General features: G+C 68.6%; 25 protein-coding genes. 9 read left to right on the plus strand and 16 right to left on the minus strand.

Going from position 1 to position 24,056, the window contains the following annotated elements:
* Positions 1-263: 263 nt before the first annotated feature.
* Positions 264-1,190 (minus strand): AraC family transcriptional regulator, encoded by a 927-nt coding sequence (locus ABZ863_RS04055; protein WP_358530875.1) that lies wholly within the window; start codon positions 1,188-1,190, stop codon positions 264-266.
* 142 nt (positions 1,191-1,332) lie between these two features.
* Here ABZ863_RS04055 and ABZ863_RS04060 point away from each other — a divergent pair, with 142 nt between their 5' ends.
* Positions 1,333-2,385, plus strand: coding sequence for a saccharopine dehydrogenase NADP-binding domain-containing protein (locus ABZ863_RS04060; RefSeq protein ID WP_358530877.1), 1,053 nt, complete (start codon positions 1,333-1,335; stop codon positions 2,383-2,385).
* Between the two features lie 500 nt (positions 2,386-2,885).
* Here ABZ863_RS04060 and ABZ863_RS04065 read toward each other — a convergent pair whose 3' ends face one another.
* Both ABZ863_RS04065 and ABZ863_RS04070 read right to left on the minus strand, forming a co-directional pair.
* Entirely contained in the window at positions 2,886-3,191 is a 306-nt protein-coding gene (locus ABZ863_RS04065; RefSeq protein ID WP_358530878.1) for a Tn3 family transposase, read from the minus strand.
* A gap of 22 nt (positions 3,192-3,213) precedes the next feature.
* On the minus strand, positions 3,214-5,640 hold the full coding sequence (locus ABZ863_RS04070; RefSeq protein ID WP_358530880.1) for a Tn3 family transposase: 2,427 nt from the start codon (positions 5,638-5,640) through the stop codon (positions 3,214-3,216).
* A gap of 111 nt (positions 5,641-5,751) precedes the next feature.
* On the opposite strand from ABZ863_RS04070, the gene ABZ863_RS04075 reads away from it, so the two are divergent.
* Together ABZ863_RS04075 and ABZ863_RS04080 are read left to right on the plus strand one after the other, a co-directional pair.
* On the plus strand, positions 5,752-7,281 hold the full coding sequence (locus ABZ863_RS04075) for an MDR family MFS transporter (protein ID WP_358530882.1): 1,530 nt from the start codon (positions 5,752-5,754) through the stop codon (positions 7,279-7,281).
* 83 nt (positions 7,282-7,364) lie between these two features.
* Positions 7,365-8,276 (plus strand): aminoglycoside phosphotransferase family protein, encoded by a 912-nt coding sequence (locus ABZ863_RS04080; protein WP_358530884.1) that lies wholly within the window; start codon positions 7,365-7,367, stop codon positions 8,274-8,276.
* A 150-nt stretch (positions 8,277-8,426) separates the two neighbouring features.
* Here ABZ863_RS04080 and ABZ863_RS04085 read toward each other — a convergent pair whose 3' ends face one another.
* Positions 8,427-9,206 (minus strand): MerR family transcriptional regulator, encoded by a 780-nt coding sequence (locus ABZ863_RS04085; RefSeq protein ID WP_358530886.1) that lies wholly within the window; start codon positions 9,204-9,206, stop codon positions 8,427-8,429.
* A gap of 4 nt (positions 9,207-9,210) precedes the next feature.
* Positions 9,211-10,011, minus strand: a complete 801-nt coding sequence (locus ABZ863_RS04090; protein ID WP_358530887.1) for an alpha/beta fold hydrolase — start codon at positions 10,009-10,011, stop codon at positions 9,211-9,213.
* A gap of 296 nt (positions 10,012-10,307) precedes the next feature.
* Between ABZ863_RS04090 and ABZ863_RS04095 the strand changes: the two genes are divergently transcribed.
* On the plus strand, positions 10,308-11,024 hold the full coding sequence (locus ABZ863_RS04095) for a hypothetical protein (protein WP_358530888.1): 717 nt from the start codon (positions 10,308-10,310) through the stop codon (positions 11,022-11,024).
* A 70-nt stretch (positions 11,025-11,094) separates the two neighbouring features.
* On the opposite strand, the gene ABZ863_RS04100 is transcribed toward ABZ863_RS04095, so the two are convergent.
* Both ABZ863_RS04100 and ABZ863_RS04105 read right to left on the minus strand, forming a co-directional pair.
* A complete protein-coding gene (locus ABZ863_RS04100; RefSeq protein WP_358530889.1) occupies positions 11,095-12,174 on the minus strand; it encodes a hypothetical protein in 1,080 nt (359 codons plus the stop codon).
* A 135-nt stretch (positions 12,175-12,309) separates the two neighbouring features.
* Positions 12,310-13,224 carry a LysR family transcriptional regulator gene (locus ABZ863_RS04105; protein ID WP_358530891.1) on the minus strand — a complete coding sequence of 305 codons (915 nt, stop codon included), beginning with the start codon at positions 13,222-13,224 and terminating at the stop codon, positions 12,310-12,312.
* Between the two features lie 108 nt (positions 13,225-13,332).
* Here ABZ863_RS04105 and ABZ863_RS04110 point away from each other — a divergent pair, with 108 nt between their 5' ends.
* Positions 13,333-14,178, plus strand: a complete 846-nt coding sequence (locus tag ABZ863_RS04110) for an oxidoreductase (protein ID WP_358530893.1) — start codon at positions 13,333-13,335, stop codon at positions 14,176-14,178.
* An 89-nt stretch (positions 14,179-14,267) separates the two neighbouring features.
* Here the strand turns inward: ABZ863_RS04110 and ABZ863_RS04115 are convergent, their stop codons facing one another.
* Complete coding sequence (locus ABZ863_RS04115; protein ID WP_358530895.1) at positions 14,268-15,134, minus strand: alpha/beta hydrolase; 867 nt, start codon at positions 15,132-15,134, stop codon at positions 14,268-14,270.
* A gap of 105 nt (positions 15,135-15,239) precedes the next feature.
* Here ABZ863_RS04115 and ABZ863_RS04120 point away from each other — a divergent pair, with 105 nt between their 5' ends.
* Entirely contained in the window at positions 15,240-15,719 is a 480-nt protein-coding gene (locus ABZ863_RS04120; protein ID WP_358530897.1) for a CGNR zinc finger domain-containing protein, read from the plus strand.
* Between the two features lie 20 nt (positions 15,720-15,739).
* Here the strand turns inward: ABZ863_RS04120 and ABZ863_RS04125 are convergent, their stop codons facing one another.
* The 3 genes from ABZ863_RS04125 to ABZ863_RS04135 all read right to left on the minus strand — a co-directional run bounded on the left by ABZ863_RS04125 (position 15,740) and on the right by ABZ863_RS04135 (position 18,177).
* On the minus strand, positions 15,740-16,492 hold the full coding sequence (locus ABZ863_RS04125; protein ID WP_358530898.1) for a methyltransferase domain-containing protein: 753 nt from the start codon (positions 16,490-16,492) through the stop codon (positions 15,740-15,742).
* A gap of 58 nt (positions 16,493-16,550) precedes the next feature.
* A complete protein-coding gene (locus ABZ863_RS04130) occupies positions 16,551-17,327 on the minus strand; it encodes an AAA family ATPase (protein WP_358530900.1) in 777 nt (258 codons plus the stop codon).
* Between the two features lie 79 nt (positions 17,328-17,406).
* Positions 17,407-18,177 carry a TetR/AcrR family transcriptional regulator gene (locus ABZ863_RS04135; RefSeq protein WP_358530901.1) on the minus strand — a complete coding sequence of 257 codons (771 nt, stop codon included), beginning with the start codon at positions 18,175-18,177 and terminating at the stop codon, positions 17,407-17,409.
* 114 nt (positions 18,178-18,291) lie between these two features.
* Here ABZ863_RS04135 and ABZ863_RS04140 point away from each other — a divergent pair, with 114 nt between their 5' ends.
* A complete protein-coding gene (locus tag ABZ863_RS04140) occupies positions 18,292-18,966 on the plus strand; it encodes a hypothetical protein (protein WP_358530903.1) in 675 nt (224 codons plus the stop codon).
* Here the strand turns inward: ABZ863_RS04140 and ABZ863_RS04145 are convergent.
* From ABZ863_RS04145 to ABZ863_RS04165, 5 genes are all read right to left on the minus strand, one after another.
* Positions 18,905-19,603, minus strand: a complete 699-nt coding sequence (locus tag ABZ863_RS04145) for a hypothetical protein (RefSeq protein ID WP_358530905.1) — start codon at positions 19,601-19,603, stop codon at positions 18,905-18,907. The two genes, ABZ863_RS04140 and ABZ863_RS04145, sit on opposite strands and share 62 nt — an antisense overlap.
* Entirely contained in the window at positions 19,519-20,013 is a 495-nt protein-coding gene (locus ABZ863_RS04150; protein WP_358530907.1) for a winged helix-turn-helix domain-containing protein, read from the minus strand. Before ABZ863_RS04150 ends, ABZ863_RS04145 begins: the two co-directional genes overlap by 85 nt.
* A gap of 6 nt (positions 20,014-20,019) precedes the next feature.
* Positions 20,020-20,625, minus strand: a complete 606-nt coding sequence (locus ABZ863_RS04155; protein WP_358530909.1) for a short chain dehydrogenase — start codon at positions 20,623-20,625, stop codon at positions 20,020-20,022.
* Positions 20,622-21,488, minus strand: coding sequence for a helix-turn-helix transcriptional regulator (locus tag ABZ863_RS04160; RefSeq protein WP_358530911.1), 867 nt, complete (start codon positions 21,486-21,488; stop codon positions 20,622-20,624). Before ABZ863_RS04160 ends, ABZ863_RS04155 begins: the two co-directional genes overlap by 4 nt.
* A gap of 158 nt (positions 21,489-21,646) precedes the next feature.
* Positions 21,647-22,648: a hypothetical protein gene (locus ABZ863_RS04165; protein WP_358530913.1), complete on the minus strand. Its 1,002-nt coding sequence runs from the start codon at positions 22,646-22,648 to the stop codon at positions 21,647-21,649.
* A 56-nt stretch (positions 22,649-22,704) separates the two neighbouring features.
* Here ABZ863_RS04165 and ABZ863_RS04170 point away from each other — a divergent pair, with 56 nt between their 5' ends.
* Together ABZ863_RS04170 and ABZ863_RS04175 are read left to right on the plus strand one after the other, a co-directional pair.
* Entirely contained in the window at positions 22,705-23,265 is a 561-nt protein-coding gene (locus ABZ863_RS04170; protein ID WP_358530915.1) for a hypothetical protein, read from the plus strand.
* Positions 23,229-23,960 carry an MBL fold metallo-hydrolase gene (locus tag ABZ863_RS04175; RefSeq protein ID WP_358530917.1) on the plus strand — a complete coding sequence of 244 codons (732 nt, stop codon included), beginning with the start codon at positions 23,229-23,231 and terminating at the stop codon, positions 23,958-23,960. The genes ABZ863_RS04170 and ABZ863_RS04175 overlap by 37 nt, the downstream gene beginning before the upstream one ends.
* Positions 23,961-24,056 lie beyond the last annotated feature (96 nt).

Raw genomic sequence — 24,056 nt, forward strand, 5'->3', positions numbered from 1 at the left:
ATATGTCGTCAAACCCTGTCGTCAACTCGTATCGGACCGCATTGGATCGAGCCGCCGGTTTTCCCATGATCGGACCGGTTCCCATGATCGGACCGGTCTGATGACGGTCCGCACCGCCTGTCGTCAAAGGATCTAATCCCGACAGGCTGCCCTCTGCGGGTCTGGCCGTGCGGAGGCGAGGTGGGGTGCGGAACTCGGGGGTGCCGTTAACCAACGTGTCATAGGCCGCCAAACCTCGAAGATCCCTACGCGGATGTTGTGCTTCAGCCGGCGTGGTGTCGGTAACTGCCGGGCGGTGACCCGTACTGGCGTTTGAAGGCATGGGTGAAGGTGTACTGCGAGCTGTAGCCGACCTGCAGGGCGATCGTGTTGACAGGGGCGTCGGAGGTGCGCAGAAGCCGGGCGGCGGTGGTCATCCTCCACCATGTCAGATAGGTGAGCGGTGGCTGGCCGACCAGATGTGTGAACCGCCGGGCGAAGGCAGCGCGGGACAGGCGTGCCTGCGCGCCCAACTCCTCGACGGTCCATGGCCGGCTGGGGTCTCCGTGGATGGCGCGCAGGGCGGCGGCGACGGCGGGGTCGTGCAGGGCCGCGGCCCAGCCGGTGACGGAGTGGCCGGAGACGCGTTGTTCTTCGAACCACGCGCGCAGGATGTAGAGCAGGAGAAGATCCAACAGGGTGAGCAGGATGGTGTCGGAGCCTGGGCGGGCATCGCTGTCCAGTTCCGCGCCGAGGAGTTCGACCGCGGCACGGAGTTCCCTGTGGCGCCCTACCCGCGTCGGTAGGTGGATGACCTCGGGCAGGTCGTTCAGGAGCGGATGCGGCCCGGAGCTGTCCAGGAGGTAGGCGCCGCAGAGCATGACCACCGTCGGCGGCCGGTCGGTTGACGTTTCGTCGTCGCGGCCATCATGGACTCCGGTGAGCGTTGTGGGCGGCTCGCTTACCGGGGTGGACGGTTCGTCGGCCAGACCGTGTGCGGATCCGCGCGGCAGGAACACCACGTCGCCCGGCCCGAGCGCGATCGGCTCACCCTGCGACGAGAGAAGCCAGCACGTTCCCTGGAGAACGATGTGGAACCCGGCGGACGGCACCGCCGGAAACCGCTGAGCGAAGGGAGCGGACCTGGTCACCCGACCCGAGTGGGGTCGACCGGTACGCGCCGCACTCACCACATCAGACAGAACATCCACCCAGCCAGTGTAACCAACGACGACCTTGGTGAAGACGATGACGCAAACTCTAGAGCGCCTCGCGCATTCAATCGTCTTGTATCGGCGCCTTACTGTCCTGATGGGCTGAGCAACCGCGCAGCCCCCATCGTGAGGAGATGACATGAAGATCGCCGTTTATGGCGCGAGTGGATACCAGGGAAAGCTCGTGCTCACCGACCTGGCACGACGCGACATCGAGACGGTCCTGGCCGGACGCAATCTCGCGCGCCTGGAGGAGGCCGCCTCGGCCGTCGGCCTCCCCGACGCGGAACGACGCGTGGCCGACACCAGCGACCATGAGTCGCTTGTGAGCGCGTTCCGCGGCTGCGACGGCGTCATCAACTGCGCCGGACCATTCACCTCGTCAGGTGAGGCCGTGGTCCGCGCCGCGATCGCCGCCGGCTGTCACTACGTCGACACCTCAGGCGAGCAGCTCTACGTCAAGAAGATCTTCGACACCTTCACCACGGAGGCGGAGAACGCCGGGGTCACCGTCGTACCCGCCGCCAACGACGGCTGCGTCCCGGTAGACCTCATTGCCCACATCCTGGCCGACCGCCTTGAACCGGTCGAAGAGATCATCACCACCCACGTGGTCGTCGGAGGCGGCGGCATGTCGCGCGGCTCGCTGCGCTCGGTGGTCGAAACAATCGACGCCATCAAGGCGGGAGGCCTGGCCTACGACAACGGCGACTGGCACCCCGGCATGCCCGCCCGCCACACCGCGATCAGGCTGCCCGGACAGTCGGAGGCGACCCCGGTGATGGCCTTCCCTGTGTCGGAGGTGGTGACCATTCCCCGTCACATCCGCGTCCGGCATGTCGAGGGCCTCACCGAGGCGGCGTTGGCCGACCGGCTGAACACCCCGCTCACACCGGAGATCATCGAAAGCCTGCCTGAAGGACCCGATGAGGACAGCCGCCGCACCCAGCACTTCACCTACGTGCTCGACGCCACCAGTACCGACGGCCGACGCGCCCGCGGCATCGTCCAAGGCCCCGACACCTACGGCACGACCGCGGTGATCGCCGTCGAAAGCGCCCACCGTCTCATCACCGACCCTGCCAAACCGGGAGTACTCGCACCCGCCCAGGCCTACCACCCGACCGCCTTCCTCGACTTTCTTATCCCGCATGGGATCCAGTGGATCATCGACGACGCGCCGGCAACTTGACAATGAGCCTTCTCCGGTAACGATGAGCCACGGTGTGTGATCGTCTGGCAGGATCGTCGGATCCCGATCAGGCCCAGCTCATTCCCGGCCCTCTTCGGGCGAGTCCCCCGAAGACCTGTACGCGTTCGGCTTGTCTTGTCCAAGGTCAGTTTGCCTCGTCGAAGGCGGGATCGATCGCGATCATCTTGTTCTTGATCCCGCCCGCGGTGGGGGTTGCGACGATGGCCTGCTCCATCGCGGTGACCAGCCCAGTCCATCAGGTGCGGCCAGTCCTGCGGCAGGCCGGGCAGAATCCGCCCGTTCGGCGGCTGGGCCAGCCACAGCGCGTGAGTCTCCACCGGCCCGTCGGACCGGCGGCGGAGGCAGTTCTCGTCGTAGATGAAAACTGGCCGCGCTGGTCGCGGTCCTCCCGGGCTTCGCCGGGCAGGGCAACGACGCGGTCGATCTGGTCGTTGTCGCAGTCGATCTCGACCATCACCGGCACGACGTAGCGGTAGCCATCAGGAACCCTTCCTCGAGGAGACGCTCCCGCGGGCGGTCCGCCACGCCGGAGCGGCGGTCGGCGCGGCTGGGGTTATGTCGCCGGGGAACAGCGCGCCGGGCACCAGGTCCAGCGTGGTGACCGGCACCGCCTCCGGCGGGGACAGGTCCAGCACCCAGTCCCCGAATCGGCGGATGGTGTGGGTGATGTACGGGGAGATCGTGGCCAGATCGTCGGTGTCGATCGGGTGCCCGTCGGAGGCCAGGGCGTTCGCGGCGGTGGTGATGTCGCAGGCGTTGGAGTAGATCACGCAGTTGGCCAGCAACTGGGTTGAACTTGATGATCTTCTACTGGTAGTCCGGGTCGTTGCGGCCGATGGTCTCGCCGCCGAAGCGCAGCCACGCGGAGAACCCGTGGAACGCCTCGGCCTTGTTGGTGATCGCGGTGATCTGCTCCCGCAGCTGCGCGTCCGCCAGGAACCGCAGCAGCGTGATCGTCCGCACGACCCGGCCGAGCTCGCGGGACGCCCGGTACAGGCGGTTCTTGCGGGAGTTGTTGCCCAGCCGGCGCAGCAGCGTCACCGACGACAACCGGCCCTGGCTGATCGAGATCGCGGTGCGCAGCAGATCCGGCCAGTGCGTCTCGATCAGGCCCCAGTCGATCACGTGGTCGCCGAACAACGTGTCGATGTGCTCGAATCCCACGTCCGCGGCCGGGCGGTAGAAGTTCAGGTCGGCCCAGTTGTGGATCCGCGGGAGAAGGTCGAAACTCAGCAGCGCCGCCAGCCCGAACACCGGCAGCGACTGGCCCTGGGTGTCGGCGTGGATCGTGTCCGGCTGGACGTCGGAGTCGCTGCGCAGCAACCGTTCGATGATGTAGACCGCCTCCCACACCCCGCACGGGATGAAGTGGCTGAACAGCGCAATGTAGGTGTCGGAGATGTGCCGGTAGGCGATCCCGCCGTAGCCCCCATACCGGATGTGGGATTCGGCGAGGATGTTGTTCTCCCACGTGTCCACCTGCGTCCCGTCCGCGGCGACCACCCTCCCGTCGCCCCACACCCCGGCGACGTCGAGCTTCGCGAACTCGTTGATCACGTCCGTGGACGCGGCGTGGATCTTGGCGCAGGTGGTGTGCTTGTTCGCCGCGATCGACAGCTCGTGCGCGGAGACCTGCTCGCGCATGTGCCGGGCGACCTGCGCCGGGCCGAGCAAGGTGCCGTTGGCAAACACGGTCAGCACGTAGCGGGCCATCGCATCACGGATCTTCGGGTCAGACCCGGACGCCGGCCCGAAGTGTCGGGTCCAGCCGAGAAGGTGCGCGGTGCGCGCGAGGATGTCCAGCAGCCCGCGCTCCGGCAGCCGCTGGTGGATCGCGTCCTCCAGTGCCAGCGCCGCACGGGCGCCCGTGCGGCGGCGCAGGACTGGACGGCCGTCCTTGAAGGACAGGTCGGTGTTGTGCGGAAACCCCGCGTCGACCACCGCGGCGACGTCGGCCAGCGCCGCCCGGTAGTGCGCCGTGAGCTCCTCCGGGTCGGACGGGATTCCGGCCTGGCCGCAGAACTGCTCGGCCAGCGGCGCGCACTCGTCCCAGGACATCAGCTGCGCGTGCAGGTTGGCGTAGGAGTCGGCGCCGACCACCGCGATGTCCCCCGACCGCAGCTCGGAGGCGAGGCAGGAGAACACGCACACCTCCAGGTGGCGACGCACCAGCCTGCCCGGCCGGTCCTTGACCACCAGGATCTTGCGCCACGCCTCGGTGACGAAGTCGATGTCGATCGCCACCGTCACCGCGTCCTCTCCCCGGCCGACCGTCACCTTGGCCGGGACGTACTCGCCCGTACGGCCCCGGATCGCGCGCAGGAACTCCACCGCGTCGATCACGCTGTGATCGGCGCTGGTCGGCTCCAGATCGAGGGTGTCGAGCAGGGTGAACAGGGCCGAGCGGTGGCTCTTGTAGAACTTCTCCAGCAGCGGCAGGTAGTTGTTGCCGTGATGTGCCGACACCGCCTCGTGCGCGGCCGAGAGCTGCTCGATCCCACCCGCGTCCGCCAGCGTCTTGAGCAGCAGCCGACCAGCCCGCTCGGCCACCACCGCCGCCGGTTCCGCCGTGGCCGCGACGCCTTCGGCGAGGGCGGTGGCTTGCCGGGCGTCGGCGAGGACGTCGCCGAACACGTCCAGCAGCCGCTCGGACTCGGCCCGGTGGGCCTCGCGCAACTGCTCCAGCCGTTCCTTACCCTTCTTGTGGATCACGGCCATCCGCTTGCAGAACATCGTCGCGACCTCGTCCCGCGCAGCGGTGCGGCACTCGTGGATCAGGCTCGCCAGCAGCCTCCACCGCTTCGCCTCGCCGATGTCCCGCATGTCCCCGACGTCGGTGACCCGGGCCTCCCCGGCGAAATGGGCGATCTTCGTGGCCGGGATGCCGTCGAGCCACTGCTCGGTGGGCCCGTCCAGTTCCTGAAGATGGGCCAGGCGCAGCTTGAACTTGCCCAGCGTCGCCGCCTTCGCTGGCGTCTTCAACCGGTCGAAGTCGCTGCGCCGCGACGTCGGGTCCAGCCACAACAACCGCGCCAGCCGGGCCTTGCCCGCCAGGTCAATCCGCGCCGCAACCATCGCATACAGCGCGGTGTTCGTCTCCGTCCGAATCGCCGTGGCCATCCGGTCCAGCGTCGAGAAACCAGGCAGCTCGCACCCCGCCCGGACCAGCTCCTCCAACGCCACGTTGATCAGGTCAGCCGGATTGTCCTTCGTGGTGACCGCCGTAGTGAACACCGACGAAATATGTAGTTGCAGCACACAACTATTTCGGGCTAGTCTGAACTTCTCCCCGAGTGCGAGAAGGAGCCCACTACGTCCACACCCGAGCACGCTGCTGCCGAACCCATGTCGCACCGTCGGATCCTGGAGGCCTTCACCGGCCTCCTCCTTGCGTTACTGGTGGCGATCCTTTCCTCCACGATCGTCTCCAACGCTCTCCCCACGATCCTGGCCGACCTGAACGGAACCCAGAGCCAGTACACATGGGTCGTCACGGCGATGCTGCTCACCTCGACGGCGACGACCCCGATCTGGGGCAAGCTCGCCGACCTGTTCAGTAAGAAGGCGCTCTACCAGGCCGCGATCGTGATCTTCACGATCGGCTCGGTTCTGGGCGGTTTCGCGCAGTCGATGCCGCAGCTGATCGGCTTTCGCGCACTGCAGGGCATTGGAATGGGTGGTCTGCAGGCGCTCATTCAGGCGGTGATGGCGGCGATGATCGCGCCGCGCGAGCGGGGCAAGTACTCGGGCTACATCGGTGCGACGTTCGCCGTCGCGACCGTGTCCGGCCCGCTGCTCGGTGGCCTGATCGTCGACTCCTCACTCGGTTGGCGCTGGTGCTTCTGGGTCTCCGTGCCCATCGCCGTCGTGGCGTTCGTGGTGCTCGGCAAGACACTGCGCCTGCCGGTCGTCAGGCAACCCGTGAAGATCGACTGGCTTGGTGCGACCCTGCTGGTCGGTGGTGTGGCGCTGCTGCTCATCTGGATCTCGCTGGCAGGCAAGAGCTTCGCATGGGCATCGTGGGCGACGGTCTGGTTCGTCACCGGGTCGGTGCTCGCGTGCGGGCTGGCACTGATCGTCGAAACGAAGGTCAGCCACCCGGTCGTCCCGCTGCGCCTGTTCGGCGACCGCGCATTCAGCCTGGCCGTGATTGGCACGCTCGGTGTGGGCACCGGGATGTTCGGCGGCGCGGTGTTCCTCGGGCAGTACTACCAGATCGCGCGGGGCTACTCCCCCACCCACGCGGGGCTCATGACCCTGCCGATGGTGCTGGGGCTGTTCCTGTCCTCGACGATCAGCGGGCAACTGGTGTCCCGGATCGGGCGCACGAAGCCGTTCCTCATCGCGGGTTCCCTGCTCCTCATCGCCGGGCTCGGGCTACTGAGCACCGTCGACCACACGACGAACCTCACCTGGATGGGCGTGTACCTGGCCTTCCTGGGCATCGGCCTCGGCGCGCTCATGCAGAACCTCGTGCTGGTCGTGCAGAACACGGTCGGGATGCGCGACCTCGGTTCGGCGACCTCAACGGTGACGTTCTTCCGTACCCTCGGCGGCACGGCAGGGGTGTCGGCGCTGGGCGCTGTGCTCGCGACGCAGGTCGCCGGCCACGGCGGCGGCACCCTCGATGTGGCAGCACTACCGCAGCCGGTCCGCGACCTCGTCCGCGCCGACTACGGCGACGCGATCGGCACCCTCTTCGGCATTGCGGCCATCGTCGCAGTGCTCACCCTCATCGCGGTCCTGTTCATCCGGGAAACACCACTGCGCAGCACGGTCGACATCGAGAGCCCACCGGCTCGGCCCGCGGAGGAACCGGCCGTGAAACGGGTCGTCACGGCCACGACGTCGGCTAGGCTTCAGCGCATGCGTTGACGTCTGCCCGGTAGCCGGGCACCACCAGCAGTTTCCGTTCGTGTCAGCCAGAAACCGCCAGACCACGAAGGAACTGCTCACCCATGAACATCGACATCCCGCCTGCGCTCGCCGCCGCCTACAGCAAGCACAGCGGCGCCACCGGCCGTGCGTGGATTGCCGCGCTGCCCCGGCTGGCCGCGGATTTTCTGGACCGCTGGGACCTACGGCTCGACGGCCCGCCAGCGCATGGAATGGCATCGCTCGTGTTGCCGGTGCGGCGAGCCGACGACACACCGGCAGCGCTGAAACTGCAGGCGGTCAGCGAGGACAACGCCGCGACATCGGTCGGCCTGCGGGTCTGGAACGGCAACGGCGTGGTTCGCCTGCTCGACCACGATCCGGACACCGGCACCATGCTGCTGGAACGACTGGACGCCGCGCGCCCGTTGTCCTCGCTGCCCGACGACAACGCTGCACTGCAGATCCTTGCCGAGCTGCTGGCACGGCTGGTCGCTGTACCGGCCCCGGAGGGCATCCGGCACCTGGCCGACATCGCCGCGGCCATGCTCGACCAGGTGCCGCGCGCGGTACCTGCCCTGCGGAACCCGGCCGAGCAGCAGCTGGTGCGGACCTGCGCCTCGGCCGTGGCCGAGCTGATCACCGAACCCGGCGACCGGCTGCTGCACTGGGACCTGCACTACGACAACATCCTCGCCGGGCATCGCGAGCCATGGCTGGCCATTGATCCGGAGCCACTCGCCGGGGACCCCGGTTTCGATCTCCTGCCTGCACTGGACAACCGCTGGGACGAGGTCGTGGCGGGCGGTGACGTGCGGCGCGCGGTGCTCCGCCGTTTCGACCTGCTGACGGAGGTGCTGCACCTCGACCGGCAGCACGCGACCGGCTGGACGCTTGGCCGCGTGCTGCAGAACGCGCTGTGGGACATCGAGGACGGCGAGACCGCGCTGGCGCCGCCACAGGTCGCCATCGCCACGGCCCTGCTGGGGCGCTAGCGAGCCTCGGCCTCGGCCTCGGTCTCGGGACCGGGGCGGGGATAACGGCGCGCACCTTGCCGCCCGTGCTGTGCTGCGGGGGTTCGGCCGCGCGCTCGAGCCGAACATGGCCGAGGCGGTGACGGGTCAGCCGGCGGTGACCGTTCAGCTTCAATCTGATCTGGGGATGTCGATCCCGGCGGCACGCAGCTTCGTTTCGACGAGCGCTGCCAGGCGGGCCGCGGCGGAGTCGTGTTTCTCACCGTGGTGGGCGATCAACCGGTACCGGGTCGCGGTCTGGGTGCGGGCTTGCAGACCGGTCACGATCCTCAGCTGTGCAGGGTTGGCAAGGTAGTGCTCGGCCATGTCGGTGGCCAGTTCGGCGACCCGGGGGTCGTCGGGTTCCCATCCGATGACCTCGGCGCTGCGCTTGGTCAGTTCCAGGAAGCGAGGGTCGCGCAGCGCGTGTTCGATGTCGGTGAGGTAGTCGTCAAAGCCTGCGGGGACCAGGGCTTTGGCCAGCACGAAGGATTCTCGGGCGGTCCGCACGTCCTGCGGTGTGAAGCCGAGGGTCGGCATTCCCTCCAGCATCGCCACGGCGCGGTCGGGCAACAAGGTGCGGTCACCGGAGGTGAGGCGGTGGAACATGTCCCGCTGCGCGGTCAGCTCGGCGATCCGTGCGTTCAGGTGCCGCTCGACGTCGGCGAATGCTTCAGCGAACGGCGCGGTGTCGGAGTCCAGAAGCGGGCCGATGTCGGCCAGCGGCACCCCGGCGGCGGCCAGGGTTCGGACCTGTACCAGCCGCAACAGCTCGGCTGAGCCGTATCGCCGGTACCCGGAGCTGTCGCGAACAGGCTCGTCGACCAGGCCGAGCCTGTGATAGTGCCGGACCGTTTTGATCGTGATGCCGGCGAACGCGGCCGCCTGCCCGATGGTCACCCCGGTGGTCATCGGCTCAGCGATCCTCCCGGGCCTGCTCGGCAGCGGTCTCCCGCACGGCGGCGGCGATCGCCCGGAAGTCCTTGCGCAGGATCTGTGTGTGGTTGCTCTCGACTTTGGTGCTGACCTGCAGGTTAGGGTTCCGGCGGAGCACCGGATCCAGCGACGCGCGCATCTGTTCCATCTCCTCAGCGCCGCCACCGAGGTTCGCGCCCGAGGCCAGGATGTAGCGCACCGGGCAGGCGAGTCGGTCCAGGACCGGTTCGAGGGCAGCGCAGACCTCGTTGATCTCGATGTTGACCTCGGCGTGCTGGGCGGCACTCATCGAGGCGGCCAGGCCGAACGGGCGCGCGAGCGGCAGCCCTAGCCGCATCTTGTGAAACGCGCGCCGGATTCGTTCCCGGTTCTCCTCCCCGGTCAGCCCCCATGGCACCGCACCGTCGACCGACACCACACCGGCGACCCTGTCCGGGTTGCGGTCGGCCCAGTGCACCGCCAGCGCCGCGCCGTAGGACCAGCCGACCAGCAGCGGCCGGTCCACCCCGGTCGCCTCGACCACTGCGTCGACGTCCCGCAGACACCCCTCGAAGGAATAGTCCGCCGACCGCTTCGACCCGCCGCGCGCCCGCTCGTCGTAGGTGACATGCCGCCACTGTGGGCCGAGCTCGGCGATCACACGCCGCCAGGACCGCTGACTGGCATAGGAGCCGTTGAGATACACGATGGGACGGCCAGGGCCTCGGCTGTCGGTGACCGACAGGGCCGTGTCGTCGACGGGCACCATGCCGGCCCAGGATGAAGTGGTCGAACGAGTCATGTAACCAGCCTTGACCTTGACCTCGGGTCAAGGTCAAGGTGGACCCGCGACGCCACCCGTTCGAGTGCCCGTGGCCACGCCTTGCAGGTGACCGACGCAATCACCGGATCGTCCGTGTCGCAAAACCATCCTTTAACGACAGTCCGCGCGGGGCGGGCACCGGATCGACCGGGCTGCTGGACACGGCCGCCGCGGCGCCGGCGAAATCCAATGAAGGCCGTTGTGCGATAATTACAGGGTTTGACGACAGATAGGGTCGTTTGCCGGCCGCGCCCGGCGGCCGGCAAGCCAGGGTGGTGTCCACAGCCGAGCAGAGCACCGCGCGCCAGACCCACCTGCTCGCCGAGGCCGGGCTGACCGACGGCGCCGACGGGGTGCGGGTGCTGTCCGGTCCGCTGTCGGGCATCGTCGACCTCGCCGCCGGCGACGCGACCACCATCATGCTGGTCAACGTCCTGATCTCGGTCGGGCAGTTCCAACGCGACCTGCAAAACGAACTCACCCGCGACGGCCTCGCCGCCGCTCGCGCCGCCGGCGCGAAATCCGGACGTCGGCCGCGGTTGGAGCAGCTCGGCGCCGTCAAGGAGGTCCGGCAGGCCTATCGCGACGGTGCGAGCATCGCCGCGCTCGCCCGCGAACACGACGTCAGCCGGGTCGCGATTCGCACCGCGGTGGCCGACCTGATGCCCGGCCACCTCGAACAGCCAGCCATCGTCGCAGCCGTCGACGAGCCGCAGCCGGTACGGATCGAGATCCCGGGCACGATCGCCCGCCACCTCACCGCGTACGAAAACCTGGGCGAAGCCGAAGGCCACGCCCTACGGCGCGGCCGCGAGATCCGCCGCGGCCAGGGCTTCAGCCTGCACGTCACCGCATTGCCCCACGTGCACCAAGCGCTGCTCACCGCCGCCGCGGAGCTGAACACCAGCGGGGCATCACCAGCCGAGCGCAAGGCCTACCGGATCTACACGACCCGGCTGGAATCCGTCGCCGTCGCCGCCGCGCCGACCTGACCAGCTACTTCATAGGACGTGGCGGCTGATGACACCGTCCTTAACGACAGGCCTGGCTGTCAGCCGGGAGCTAGCCGGTGACCGGGTCCGGTGCGGGTGCCTCGCCCGCACCTTCCTGCGGTGCGGTCCGGTTCTCGAGCAATCGGTCGATGCGTCCCTGCGCCTGGTCGAGCTGGCCGCCCAGCTCCGCGAGCCGTGCCGCGTGGTCCGCGCGCGCCGCCTCAGCATGGTCCGCGCGGGAGTCGGCGAGCTGGCGCCCGGTGCGTTCCTCGGCGAGCTCTGCTCGTGCCTGGTCGAGCTCGGCACGTGAGGTGGCGGCGTCCGCGCGGGCTTCGGTCACGTCGCGGCGCATGTGGTCCAGTGCGGTGCTGAGCGCTGCGACCTGCGCGGACGCCGCATCGAGCCGTTCTGTCGCCACCGTGTGCGTGGTGCTCAGCTCGCGCAGGTCGACACGGACTCCGTCCAACTGGCCCGCCAGCTCCGCGCGGCTCTCGCGGACCTCATCGAGCTCCTGCCGCGCCACCCGCAACTGGTAAGCCAGTTCCTCACGGGCCTGCGCGCTCGCCGCGGCCGCCGTTTCGGCCGCGCCCCGTGCCCGTTCGTGCTGGGCGACCGTCGTCCACGCGTCCCGCTGGACCTGCTCGGCCTCGGCGATCGCACGCTGTGCGTTCTTCTCCGCCTCCGCACGGGCGGCGCGGTCGTCGCGGCCCTGCGCGAGCGCCCGGTCCCGCGCACGCTCGGCCTGCTCAGCGCGCCGTCGTGCGTCCTCGGTCTCGGTGCGCGCCGCCGCAACCTCCTCCTGTGCCTGCTTGACCTGCGCCACCGCCGCCTCCTCGGCGGTGTCCAGTCGACCGGTCATCTCCCGCAGGGCCACCAGTACCGGCTCCACGACTGGTCCGAACGTCTCGGCCGCACGGCGCAGCTCCGCGAGCGGGTCGACCACAGCCGCCAGCTGCGTCGCCCGCCGTTGCCGGGACGCCGCGTCGGCATGCGCCTTGCAACAGAACGAGGACGGCCGCCCGCCCTTGCGCCTGCCGTTCTCGTCCACCGCCGGTGGCGGCAACGGGTTGTCACAGCCCTCCAGTGCGCAGACCGGCTCCCCAGTCCTGTTGTCCTGCGCTTCTATCTCGCTGACCAGCTCGTTTGTCACCTGCATAGTTTCGCGCACGCGTTAGGAGAACCTGTATCACGACACGCGATACTGCGAAACCATTTGAGAAATCAGCACCGTGATAATGCCTCTTATCACGGTGTGTCCGGCAAAAAGGTTGGAGCGCAACCTGTATCAGGAGGTGCTGGCTCCTACCTTTGCCGCCGCGGCCAGGTAGGCCAGCACCAAGGGCCGCTCGTCGTCCCGGCGGGCGGCCACCGCCAGCTGGGATGGGGAGATGCCCCGCACCGGCACGGCGATCACCTCGTCACGGACGACCAGCGAGGCGTTGCCGGCGGCCAGCAGTGCCACGCCCTGGCCGTTGGCAACCGCCTCGTGGGTCTCCTCGGCGCTGGCCACCACCCCGCCTATCAGCGGCGCGCGATCGCCCCTGGCGTCCAGGGCCAGCCAGTAGTCCCGTAGCGGACCGGCCTCTGGGGGAAGGGCGAGGAACGGCTCGTCGAGGAGATCGGTGAAGTCCACTGCTCCCTCGCGATCGGCTGCGGCCCGCGTCGCCAGGGGGTGCCCATGCGGCAGTGCGACAAGGCGTGGTTCCTGGGCCACCACCGCGCACCGGTAGCGGTCGCCGTCCGGGAGTGGGAGCCAGACGAAGGCGACATCGCTGGACCTGTCCGCCAGCCCGGCACTGGGATCGGCCCAGTTGACCTGCCGCAGGACGGGTCGTGCGCCGGGATACTGGGAGACCAGCCGGGTCCGCAAGGCAGGCAGCAGCCCGCGGCCCGGGCTGGTGGACATGCCGATGACCAGGGTGTGCCGCTCGGCGGTACTTGCCTTCTCCACCGCCGCCTCGGCGGCCTCCCCGGCGGCCAGCATCCTGCGGGCGTGCGGCAGCAGGGCTTCCCCCACTGCGGTCAGCCGCACCGCCCGCCGGTCCCGGTGGAACAGACGCTCGCCCAACTGCTTCTCCAGCATCCGTATCTGCTTGCTGAGCGCTGGCTGGGATATGAAGAGCTGCTCGGCGGCCCGTGTGAAGTTCAGCTCCTGGGCGACCGCGACGAAGTAGCGCAGATCGCGTCCATGGACGTCCATAACTCATGGCTATCACAACAGGTCTTGGACCTGGTCCCGGATCCCGGCGAAGGATGGGAGCTGTCGGCGGGAAGGTCCCGCACGGCAGTTGATGCGGGAGACGAAGAGATGACCCAGAACGGCAAGGTCTGGCTGGTCACCGGCGCGAGCAGCGGTTTCGGGCGAGCCATCGCTGAGGCCGCGGTTGCCGCCGATGACACGGTGATCGGCGCGGCCCGGCGGACCGAGGCGCTGGCCGACCTGGTTGCCGCGCACCCCGACCGGGTAGAGGCGATCGTTCTGGATGTCACCGACGGCGGGCGGATCGACGCGGTGGCCGCCGACGTTCTGGCTCGCTACGGCCGGGTGGACGTGCTGGTCAACAACGCCGGACGCACGCAGGTCGGGGCATTCGAGGAGACCACCGACCGGGAGCTTCGCGACCTGTTCGAGCTGCACGTGTTCGGCCCGGCGCGGCTGACCCGGGCGCTACTGCCGCAGATGCGGGAGCGGGGCAGCGGATCGATCGTGAACATCAGCAGTATGGGCGGACAGTTGTCCTTCGCCGGGTTCTCCGCGTACAGCGCGACCAAGGCGGCGCTGGAGCAGCTGTCGGAGGGCCTGGCCGACGAGGTGGCGCCGTTCGGCATCAAGGTGCTGATCGTGGAGCCCGGCGCGTTCCGCACCAACCTGTTCGGCAAGGGCGCGGCCTACTTCTCCGAGGAGCACCCGGCGTACGCGGAGAAGGTCGGCGCCACCCGGAAGCTGGTACAGGATGGTGACGGCACCCAACTCGGGGACCCGGCGAAAGCTGCGGCGGCGATCCGGCTGGCCCTGGCTGCGGAGAACACCCCGCTGCGGCTCGCCCTCGGCGGTGACGCGGTGGACCTCCTCGTCGGGCACCTGGATTCGGTGCGAGCCGAGCTTGCCGCGTGGGAGAAGGTCTCCCGGGGGACGGACTTCGACACGCAGTGACCAGCTTCGCGTTTGCCGCGGCCATGGCGTCGTGATCGCCTCGTCCTCCGGTGTCTCGGCGGCCCGAAACGGGTCATCGGGACTACGCCTCAGCCCAGGACTCGTCCGAGGAAGCCGCGCAGGTAACCCGCAACGACATCCAGGTGGCTCTCCAGCAGGAAATGACCGCCGTTGATCAGGTGCACCTCCGCGTCCTTGGCGTCGCGGGCGAAGGCCCGCGCGCCTGCCGGGCCGAAGATTTCGTCGTTGCGGCCCCACACGGCGAGCACCGGGACCTCGCTCGTGCGCAGGAATTCGTGCAGCAGCGGGTAGAGCGGGCGGTTGTTCTGGTAGTCGCGGAACAGCGCCAGCTGCACCTCGTCGTTGCCCTCGCGGGAGACAAGGGCGAAGTCGTGCTCCCACGTGTCCGGGCTGACCAAGCTCGGGTCGGGCACGCCGTGCACGTACTGCCAGCGGATGACGTCGATGCTCAGCGCGGCGCGGACGGCGGGTTCGGTGCCGGGGCCGGGGTTCGCCCCGTAGGCCCAGACGTCGGTCCAGAACGACTCGACGAAACCGTCCTCGTAGCCGTTGCCGTTCTGGGTGACGAGGGCGGAGATCCGTTCGGGGTGCTTGAGCGCGAGGCGCCATCCGATGGGTGCGCCGTAGTCCTGGACGTAGAGGGCGTAGCGGTCCAGGCCCAGTTGGTCGAGCAGTCCTGAGGTGAGTTCGGCGAGGGCGTCGAAGGTGTAGGTGAACTCCCCCACGCGGGGGGCGGCGGAGTGGCCGAAGCCGAGGTGGTCCGGCGCGATGACGTGGTAGTCCCCGGCCAGCAGCGGAATGAGTTCGCGGAACATGAACGAGCTGGTCGGGAAGCCGTGCAGCAGGACGATCGCGGGGGCGTCGCTGGGGCCGGCTTCGCGGTAGAAGATCTCCTGGCCGCCGACTGTGGCGGTCCGGTGGTGCACCGAGCTCATATCTAACCCCTTTGAATGCTTAATACGGTTAGTTCCTCGTCATGGAAGCACGGATGGGCTAACCTGTCAAAGGATTCGATCTGGTTAGAGGGGGAGCGGCACTCGATGAACGCGCTGCTGGACCTGCTCAACAGCAGGCCGCTGGTCAACGGCGAGGAACAGGACGCGCTCGCAGACCCGGCCGGAGGCAGACGCTGGGCACGGAAGCACGGCGGCGAAGGCAGCCTCGCAGAGCTGGCACTCCTGCGCGAGGCGCGGGACGCCCTGCAGCACATAGTGCGCGGAGAAAGCTCGCCCGCCGCGTTGGGCCCGCTGTTCGAAGGGGTCCACCAGATCCCGGAGTTCACTTCGGACGGTCTTCAGTGGACAGCCAAGGCTCCCCCGCACGCCCGGCTGGCCGTCGAGGTGGTCCTCGCGTGGGCCGCCACCGAGAAGCAGCTACCCGGCCGACTACGCCCCTGCGCCAACGACGAGTGCCAGCTGTTCCTGCTCGACCGCAGCCGCGCCAACCGCGCCCGCTGGTGCTCAATGGCTGTCTGCGGAAACCGCGAAAAAGCACGCCGCCACTACGAACGCACCCGCTGACGCCTGCTGGCTGTTGCCGGTTATCGGCGGGCCTGGAAGAGGTGTCGCGTCGAGTACGCGACGAAGGCTCCGTCGGACCGGATCTGCGTGTCGAGGCGGCGCAGGGTGTCCCGGTACCGCTCGACGCTGAAGTCCGGTACCCACCAGACACATTTGCGCAGGATGTAGACGACCGCCCCGATGTCGGAGAACTCCATGCGGCACCGCGCCGTTTGCAGATCGACGACCGTCAACCCTGCTGCCTCGGCCTCGGCTGCCTCGTGGTGTGGATCGCGGCCCGTGCGGTTGCTGTCCGGCAGTGGTCCAAGGAAGTACTCGATCAGCTCGAACGCCGAGGCGGGCCCGACGTGCTGGGCGAGGTAGTGTCCGCCATCGACGAGCACACGCGCAATCTCCGGCCAGTTCGGCCGCACCGGATGTCGGCTGACCACGAGCTCGAACGACCCGTCCGGGAACGGCAGCGGGTCCCCGTCACCGGTCTGGACGACCTCGACGCCGCGCGGTCCGAGCAGCTCCGCGGCGCGGCGGGCGTTCGGGGCCCAGCTCTCTGTCACGCACATCCGCGCTGGGAGAGCCGGCAGCTCGGCGAGCACTTCGCCCCCACCGGTATCGATATCGAGCGCCGAGGCGACCCGCGGCAGCCGATCCGCCAACAGCCGCGCGTAACCCCACGGCGGGCGCTCCTCGGTGGCCCGGTCTTCCAGCCACCCGAACCCCCAGCCGGAGACATCCACGGTTTCGGCCTCGGCAACCAGCTCATCAAACGCACGCATGTGGTCATGATCTACTACCGGGTGAGCTACGCACTTTCATTTTCGGCGCCGTGGCGGGCTACTCGTCGTCAGCGAGCAGGTAACGCAGGAACTTCTCCGGCGCGGCCAGGAAGTCACGGCTCAGTCGCACCGGCAACGCCTCGTCATAGGCGACCGGCTCGAAGTCGCCGGTCTCGGCGATCTCGTAGATGGTGGCACCGGGAAGGGCGAGCAGGATCGGCGAGTGCGTGGCCACCACGATCTGACAACCCTGCTCGGCCAGTTCAGCCAGCCGGGCCAGCACCGCCATGCAGCCGCGTACCGACAGCGCTGCTTCCGGCTCGTCCAGCAGGTACAGCCCGCGCGGGCCGAACCGGTGGGTCACCAGGTCCAGGAACGACTCACCGTGCGAGCGTTCGTGCGGCGATACCCCACCGTAGGCGGGCAGCAACGACGGCCCGGGTTCGCGGTCCAGCCGTTCGATCTCGGAAGCGACGTTGTAGTAGGACTCGGCACGCAGGAAGAACCTGGTGCGCGGCTTGCGGGTTGCCCACGTCAGCACCAGGTGATCGCCGAGGCTCGATTCGGTGGCGCGGGTAGCGAACCGGAAGTGCTGGCTCCCACCTTCCGGGTTGAACCCGGACGCCACGGCGATGGCCTCGACCAGTGTGGACTTGCCGGAGCCGTTCTCGCCCACCAGGAACGTCACCCCCGGCGCCAACGGCAGACCACCGGAGCGGGCCAGCCATGCCACGGCCGGCAGGGTGAACGGATAGCGGCCGGTCGCGGCGTCCGGGGCGAGACGGATCTGCTGGATGAACCCGCCTGCCGAAGTTCGAGTCCGCGCTCGGGTCACCGGGTGGCTGCCCTTCTACCGGTCAGGATGCCCACTCCCGCCTCCCGAGTCACGGTTAGCACCCGTAAGCGTTACCTCGTCACCGTACGCCCTCGACGTGGTCGAGTTCGGCCAGTCCGGCGAGGATGCGGTCCAGGCCGAATTGGAAGTCTTCTCCGGTGTAAGCGATCGAGCCGGTGTTCGCCTCGTCCGCGAGGATGCCGCAGAACATGGGATACCGGCTCGGTGTCATGACCGTGGCGAGGAAGCCGAAGTAGCCGGCCGCCGCGCCGTTGGCGATGACCGGGGTGGCGGCGAGGCGAGCCTGCTCGTGGACGTAGCCGGCGATCAGGGTGACGGCGCGGAGTCGGTCGGAAGAGCTCAGGGTGGTCTGTGACAGTGCCTTGAGCATGTGCTCGCCCCACAGGAGTTCGTTCGGCGCCGTCGGCGGGCCGGACGTGGGCACCTGCAGCACCCAGGGGTGGCGGCGGTAGATGTCGTAGATCTGCCTAGCGATGTCGCTGAGCGATTGCCGCCAGTGCACGGGATCGGGTGCCGGCAGTTCGGGAGGTGGCGCGGCGGCCGCGTCGCGCATCACCACCACGAGGTCGTCCTTGGAGCGGACGTGCCGGTACAGCGAGGTCGTGGCGGAGTCAAGGGCGGCGGCCACGCGGGCCAGCGACACCGCGGCAAGTCCCTCGCGGTCGGCGACATCGATGGCGGCGGCGACGATCCGCTTCAGCGTGAGGCCAGGTCGGGGGCCTGGTCTGCGCCCGTTGCCTGCCTGCTCCCGCTCGTGGCCTGCGTCGCCGGCGAGACGCCAGGCCAGTTCGATGCCCGGTGGCGTGGGTGTCCTGTGCTGCTCGCCCATCGCGGCCGTCTCCGCCTTTCCTGCTGCCCTGCGTTGACCCGGAAGTCTACAGTGGCGTAGCTTCATCGCTGTAATGGTGAACGAGATACGCCACCAGTCGGCAAGGAGCAACCCATGGACAAGAGAGCGGCAATCGCGTCGACAGGCAGGAAAGCGGGCGTCGGCTACGTGGCCCTGAGCCTGGGGTATCTGGTCATGCTCGTGGTGATGACGGTGCAGGGGATCCCGTTTCCGCCCCCGCAGCCCTACGCGACCATCTTCCACCTGATCATCCTGCTGGCGACGTTGGTGATGGTGCCCCTGTGGTGCGGAATCCATCTCGCCACGCAGGCGGGCAAGCAGGTGTTCACCCTCATCTCGCTGATGTTCGTCGGCATGCTCGCCGTCGTGGTCTGCGCCAACCGCTTCGTGGCGCTGACAATGGTCCGGCAGAGCGCAGGCCTGGGCCGCACAGCGGGCTTGGAATGGTTCCAGCCCTACGGCTGGCCGTCGCTGATGTTCACGTTCGAGATGCTGGGCTTCGGAGTGTTCTTCTCCCTCGCGTGCCTGTTTCTGATCCCGGCCTTCCGCGGCAACCGGTTCGAACGCCGCATCGCCGCGACCTTCGCGATCACAGGCGTCGCCAGCCTGGTCGGCGCGGTCGGGCTCTTCGTCAACTCCACTGCTCTGATGGGTGCGATCGCGCCGCTGGCGTGGGGCCTGGGTCCGGCTGTCGCGGCCGCCCTGATCACGGTCTGGCTGCGGTCGCCGACTGCGTCTCCGTCGCATCGCGGGTCGATCGCCGCATGACTGCCCGTCGGCGAAGGCCTGCGACGGCGACAACGCCTGCGACCAGGAGCAGCGTGGCCTGGATGTTCAGCAACCAGCCAAGGCCCCAGACGTCGACGAGCGCACCGGCCGCGAGCGTGCCGGCGGTTTGGAACGCGGCCATCTCGGCGAACGTCGTGGCCAGCACGCGCCCCGTCCGATCAGCGGTGACGGTGGTCTGCACGACAGTGAGTGCACCCGAGGTGCCGAACACCGCCGGCGCCCCGACAGCGCTGAACAGCACGAGGAACATGCCTTGCGCGACCGCGCCCAGCGCGAGGGTCATTCCGGTGACCCGCAGGCTCCGCTCCCGGCGGAACTCGGCAAGACCATCCAGCCAGGCCCGGAACATGGGTTGGCGGATCGGCACAGCGGCGGGGCCGGTGACTGTCCGGAACCTCGGCAGCAGCAGCGCGGTGGCGAGCAGCAGCGCTGCCAGGTAACCGGCGAGCACCCAGTCGAGTCCGCTGGTTCCCAGGACCAGACCCCCCAAGGAGCTGCCCACCAGGCGTGCGGCGCTGCTGTTGAACCCCATCAGGCCGTTCGCGGCGGTGAGCCGATCGCTGCCCACGAGCACCGGCACCAGTGCGTTGCGGGTGGGTTCGAACAGCGACGCCAATGCTGACTGGCTCGTCCAGCTCCGCCGGGGTGATCCGCAACGAGTAGCTGTTCAGCGCCGAGGCGTGCTGCCAATCCGGGTCCAGCTCGCCGACCGGGTCGGCGAACCGCTGCGTCAGCACCTGGTCGTTGCCGACGGCAGCGCCCAGCACGGCGAGCTGCGCGGCCCGCATGCTCGGTGCCCAGCTCACCCATTTCCAGGCCCACCTGTGTCGCTTGCCATGGCTTCTCGCGGGCGTCGCCGGCCTCGACCCGCTCGACCAACCCCCAGCGGGCCAACTGACGCAGGTGCCAGCTGCAGTTCGATGCCGAGGAGTCCACGGCGACCGCGCACTCACTCGCGGTTCTCGGCCCGACCGACAACAGGTAGCCCAGCAACGCCGAGCGCAGCGGGCGCGCCAACGCCCGCATGCGCGGTCATCCGTAGGCGCGGATGATGCGGCCGGTGTCGTCGCCTTCGATGCAGTGCAGGTAGTGGTCGATGAGTGTGTCCATCGGTATCGGACGCATGCCGGGGAAGTGTTCGGCGAAGGCATCGACGGAGTCGCCGACCATCGTGGGGCTGACGACATTGATCCGCATGCCCCGAGGCAGCTCGATCGCGGCCGACAGGGCGAAGCTGTGCAGTGCGCCGCTGATGACGCCGCCACCGGTGACGTGCGGCCAGGCCTGGTCGGCGAAGATTCCGGACGTCAGGGTGAAGGAGGCGCCATCAGTGCAGTGGTGCTGGCCGGTGAGCACCAGATCGATCTGCCCGAAGAACTTGGCTCGCATGTTCTCGTGCAGCGCGTCGGCCGTCAGCGTCTCGAAGTCGTCGAGTGCACCGTGCGCTGCAATGTTCACGACACCGTCGACCGCTACGACCTCGCGGTACATCGCCTCGATGGTCGCGTGCGAGGTCAGGTCGACGTGGATGTCGCCCGACGTGCGGCCGGCCACGACCACCTCATGGCCGTTGGATCGCAACGCCGGCACCAACCGTCGTCCGATGGTGCCGGCGCCGCCCACGACGATGATCCTCAACGTGCGTTCTCCTTCTGCGAATCGAGGCTCTGTGCGAGCAAGGTGAGTGCATCGGCGTCAGACGTGCCGGGACGTGCGTAGAACAGCCCGATCTGCTGGTCGTCGTCGGGCAGGGTGACTGTCTCGTTGGCCAGGGTCAGCCGCCCGACGACGGGATGCTCGAGCTCACGCAGGTAGTACGAGCAGGTTCGGACGGGGCGCCGCGCCCACATGCGCGCGAACTCCGGGCTGTCGACCGCGAGCCGGCCGACGAGTTGTTCCAGCTCGGGGTCCGCGGGGTGCCGTGCGCACGCCTGATGCAGGGCCGCGACTGTCACCTGCGCCTTGGCGTTCCAGTCGCAGTACAACGCACGGTGGTGCGGGTCGAGGAACAGCATGCGGGCGATGTTCGGCCGAACCCGCGCGTCCGGGGCGTCGAAGCCGATGTGGCCAGCCAGCAGAGCGTGGCCGAGGCGGTTCCAGGCAAGGACGTCTGAGCGATGGTCGATGACGACCGCGGGCGTCCCCGGCATGGCGGCGAGCAGGTCCCACACTGACGGCCTCAGCTTGGTTCGCCGGGCACGAGGCCGGGTCGGCCGTTTCGGAGCGGCGAGGATCCGCAGGTGTTCGTGCTCGGCCGGATCGAGCCGCAGAGCTGTGGCCAGCGCGTCGATGACCGCGGCGGAAGCACTGGCGCTGACGCCCTGTTCGAGCCGCGTGTAGTAGCCGACACTGACCCCGGCGAGCTCGGCCAGTTCCTCCCTGCGCAGTCCGGGGACGCGCCGGTGGGTCCCACCGGGTTCGATGCCCACGGCAGCCGGCGTCAAGCGCTCACGCCGGCTGCGCAGGAACCCGCCGAGCTCGTGTGCTGCGTTGGTGATCACCTACCCATCGTTGCGCTGATCGCCGCCCTGCGCCTGCCCCAAACAGGGACACCCTCGCGGGACCCCTTCACAAGGTCCCCGTTGTAGTCGCGGGAAGTCGGCCGGATATGGCTGAGTAGGCTCCTGACCAGTGATCTCAGGAATCAGGTGTGTCCCGATCAGCGTGGGGCCATCATGTGGTGTTCGTTGCGGGGGAAGTTTCCCGGACCTCCGGGGCTGTAGCGGTGGGTTTCGCGCTGCCATTGGCAGTACCCGCTGATCCAGGCCCGCAGATCGCGGGCGTAGCGGAACACGGCGCGGTGCTGATCGTCCGGCAGGCCCAGTGCATCACACACGGCCGGCAGCTCGGCCTCCAGCTCGATGAATCGGCGCACGCGGGCGTTGACCAGAGCACGAGCACGCTCCACTGCGTCCTGCGGGGACAGGCCGCGGCGATGCTCATACACCAGCACCAAGTTGTCGGTTTCGCCGTCGCGGCGTTCCTTGTCGGCCGAGGCGATGTCATTGGCGAAGCTGACCACCTGGACGGTGATGTGGCGCAGCACGGACAGTTCAGGCGCGTGGAACACGACCGGGTCGAGTTCGTAGCCGCCGACGCGATCGCACAAATCCAGGATGGGATACATGAAGCCGCTGATGTCCCGCAGTTCCATGAAGCAGTCCTCGGCGGGCACGATGCCACGGGCGCGCAGGGCAGCCTCGTGTGCCGGGATCACGAAGTACTGCTCCCAGTGGTAGGCGCTGCGCCTGCACCATGTCGGCGACATTCCCGCACACCAGTCCTGCCAAATCTCGTCCAGGGCGGTGACCAGTTTCGGCGCATCCGCCGACGGCCGATGGCCCCGGACTACCTCGGCGAACTGGTCGGCCACGGCGGCGACCGCGCGGGGATCCTGGCCGAGTTGGTAGGTGAACTGGTCGTCGTAGAGCAGGAAGAAGCTGGCGAAGCGCATCGCCAGATCCACGTCTGCTCCCCGTGCGTGCGGATAGGCGTATGCGGCCAGCCGCTCCACGTCGACACCGGCGTGGGCGGCGTGCTCGGTTCCGCCGGCCAGCAGTCCGTGCTCGGCCAGCCACCGCCGGTTGCGCTGTCGTGCCTGGTCCAGCTCAGGATTGACGTGGAACGCGAACGGGATGTCGAAGTCGAGATTGGCGCTCATGTCTCCCCTTACCCATAGTCAACGTCCGCAACAGATTGTAGTCAACGATCGGGCAAGTGATCAGAGCGCTGCTGGCGGTAGGGGTCAATACAGGTGATCTTGGCTTAGCGCCAAACGAGAACATCAACTTCTTCGGCGCCATCGAGATCGACATCGACGGCGAGCTGGCCCAGCTCGACCGGCTTGATCATCGGCCGCGATGGCAGGCCGGTCACCCCGCCGCGGAATGCGTGGCCCGGCCATCCTCGCCGTTGGTACGCGCCATCGCCGCCACACTTCTCCGGCGCAACTTCCGCGATTTCGACGCCGCGGAGAAACCGGTCACCGCAGCGAATCTCAAGTGGACCCACCATTCGGTGGAACGCGTCCACCCGGATCCGCACGCCGAGCCCGCTTGCCATCGCGCGGCACGGATTTACTTCCGCTCGTATGTTTTTCGGGGTTACTCGTCGTCCATTTCTGTCGTCGAATGGTCCGCGGCGGTGAAAACGAAACCCCAGGTTAGCCATATCCGCCCGATTTTCCCGAGTACGACGGCGGCCCCTTCAAGGGCTCTGCCTGCCGGGCTACCGTCGGCCTCATGGACATCGTCCCGCTACGCGCCGAGCTGCAGCTGATCAGGACCACAATCGGCCAGGCCTACCTGTGGCAGGACGGCTCCCAGCTGACGCTGGTGGACACGTGCACGCCCGGTTCCGCCGACGAGCTCGCCGCCGCCTTCGCCGAGCTCGGTTTTCGTCGTGCGGACCTGCGCCGGGTTGTGCTCACGCACTGCCATGCCGACCACGCGGGCTCAGCGGCCGACGTCCGCGGCTGGGGCGATGTCGAGGTCATGGCACATCGGATGGACGCTCCCGTGGTGCGCGGGGAGCGCGCCCAAGCCGAGCCGGTTTTCACCGAGCATGAGATGCCGCTCTACCAGCAGGTCGCGGCCGGCCTCCCGGACGCTCCCCCGTGCCCGGTCGACACCGAACTGTCCGACGGTGGCCCCATCGACTTCGGTGGCGGCGCCCAGGTGATCCACACACCGGGGCACACCGACGGCAGCATCGCCATCCGGCTGCCCGCTCACGGCGTGCTGTTCACCGGTGACCTGATCGCGAACTCACCGAACGGCCTGCTGCTGGGGCCCTTCAACACCGACCGCGCGCTGGCCAGGGAGTCATTCGCCCGCCTCACCCAGGTGCCGGCCGACGTGGTCTGTTTCGGACACGGTGACCCGCTCACCGGCTCCGCTGGCGCCTCGGCATGGCGTTCCCTGGGGCAACGCTGCCGAGCCGGCGCGGACGCGGTACCCGACCCCCTCGGCTGACCGGGTGCGCCTGCGCCACAACCACGCACCCGCACCGGCCAGCACGAGCAACGCCAGTGTGCCGGCGCCGAACCACTGCGTCAGCGAGCCGTAGGC

Origin of the sequence: Saccharomonospora sp. NPDC046836, from assembly GCF_040645195.1 — a bacterium.
Classification (GTDB): domain Bacteria; phylum Actinomycetota; class Actinomycetes; order Mycobacteriales; family Pseudonocardiaceae; genus Prauserella_A.

Excerpts from the sequence above, each read along its gene's own strand:
- ABZ863_RS04175 (WP_358530917.1), top strand. The coding sequence starts at position 23,229 with ATGGACATCGTCCCGCTACGCGCCGAGCTGCAGCTGATCAGGACCACA.
- ABZ863_RS04085 (WP_358530886.1), bottom strand. The coding sequence starts at position 9,206 with ATGACCACCGGGGTGACCATCGGGCAGGCGGCCGCGTTCGCCGGCATC.
- ABZ863_RS04165 (WP_358530913.1), bottom strand. The coding sequence starts at position 22,648 with ATGAGCGCCAATCTCGACTTCGACATCCCGTTCGCGTTCCACGTCAAT.
- ABZ863_RS04120 (WP_358530897.1), top strand. The coding sequence starts at position 15,240 with ATGAACGCGCTGCTGGACCTGCTCAACAGCAGGCCGCTGGTCAACGGC.
- ABZ863_RS04115 (WP_358530895.1), bottom strand. The coding sequence starts at position 15,134 with ATGAGCTCGGTGCACCACCGGACCGCCACAGTCGGCGGCCAGGAGATC.
- ABZ863_RS04105 (WP_358530891.1), bottom strand. The coding sequence starts at position 13,224 with ATGGACGTCCATGGACGCGATCTGCGCTACTTCGTCGCGGTCGCCCAG.
- ABZ863_RS04150 (WP_358530907.1), bottom strand. The coding sequence starts at position 20,013 with ATGCGGGCGTTGGCGCGCCCGCTGCGCTCGGCGTTGCTGGGCTACCTG.
- ABZ863_RS04135 (WP_358530901.1), bottom strand. The coding sequence starts at position 18,177 with ATGGGCGAGCAGCACAGGACACCCACGCCACCGGGCATCGAACTGGCC.
- ABZ863_RS04080 (WP_358530884.1), top strand. The coding sequence starts at position 7,365 with ATGAACATCGACATCCCGCCTGCGCTCGCCGCCGCCTACAGCAAGCAC.
- ABZ863_RS04125 (WP_358530898.1), bottom strand. The coding sequence starts at position 16,492 with ATGCGTGCGTTTGATGAGCTGGTTGCCGAGGCCGAAACCGTGGATGTC.
- ABZ863_RS04060 (WP_358530877.1), top strand. The coding sequence starts at position 1,333 with ATGAAGATCGCCGTTTATGGCGCGAGTGGATACCAGGGAAAGCTCGTG.
- ABZ863_RS04140 (WP_358530903.1), top strand. The coding sequence starts at position 18,292 with ATGGACAAGAGAGCGGCAATCGCGTCGACAGGCAGGAAAGCGGGCGTC.
- ABZ863_RS04075 (WP_358530882.1), top strand. The coding sequence starts at position 5,752 with ATGTCGCACCGTCGGATCCTGGAGGCCTTCACCGGCCTCCTCCTTGCG.
- ABZ863_RS04110 (WP_358530893.1), top strand. The coding sequence starts at position 13,333 with ATGACCCAGAACGGCAAGGTCTGGCTGGTCACCGGCGCGAGCAGCGGT.
- ABZ863_RS04090 (WP_358530887.1), bottom strand. The coding sequence starts at position 10,011 with ATGACTCGTTCGACCACTTCATCCTGGGCCGGCATGGTGCCCGTCGAC.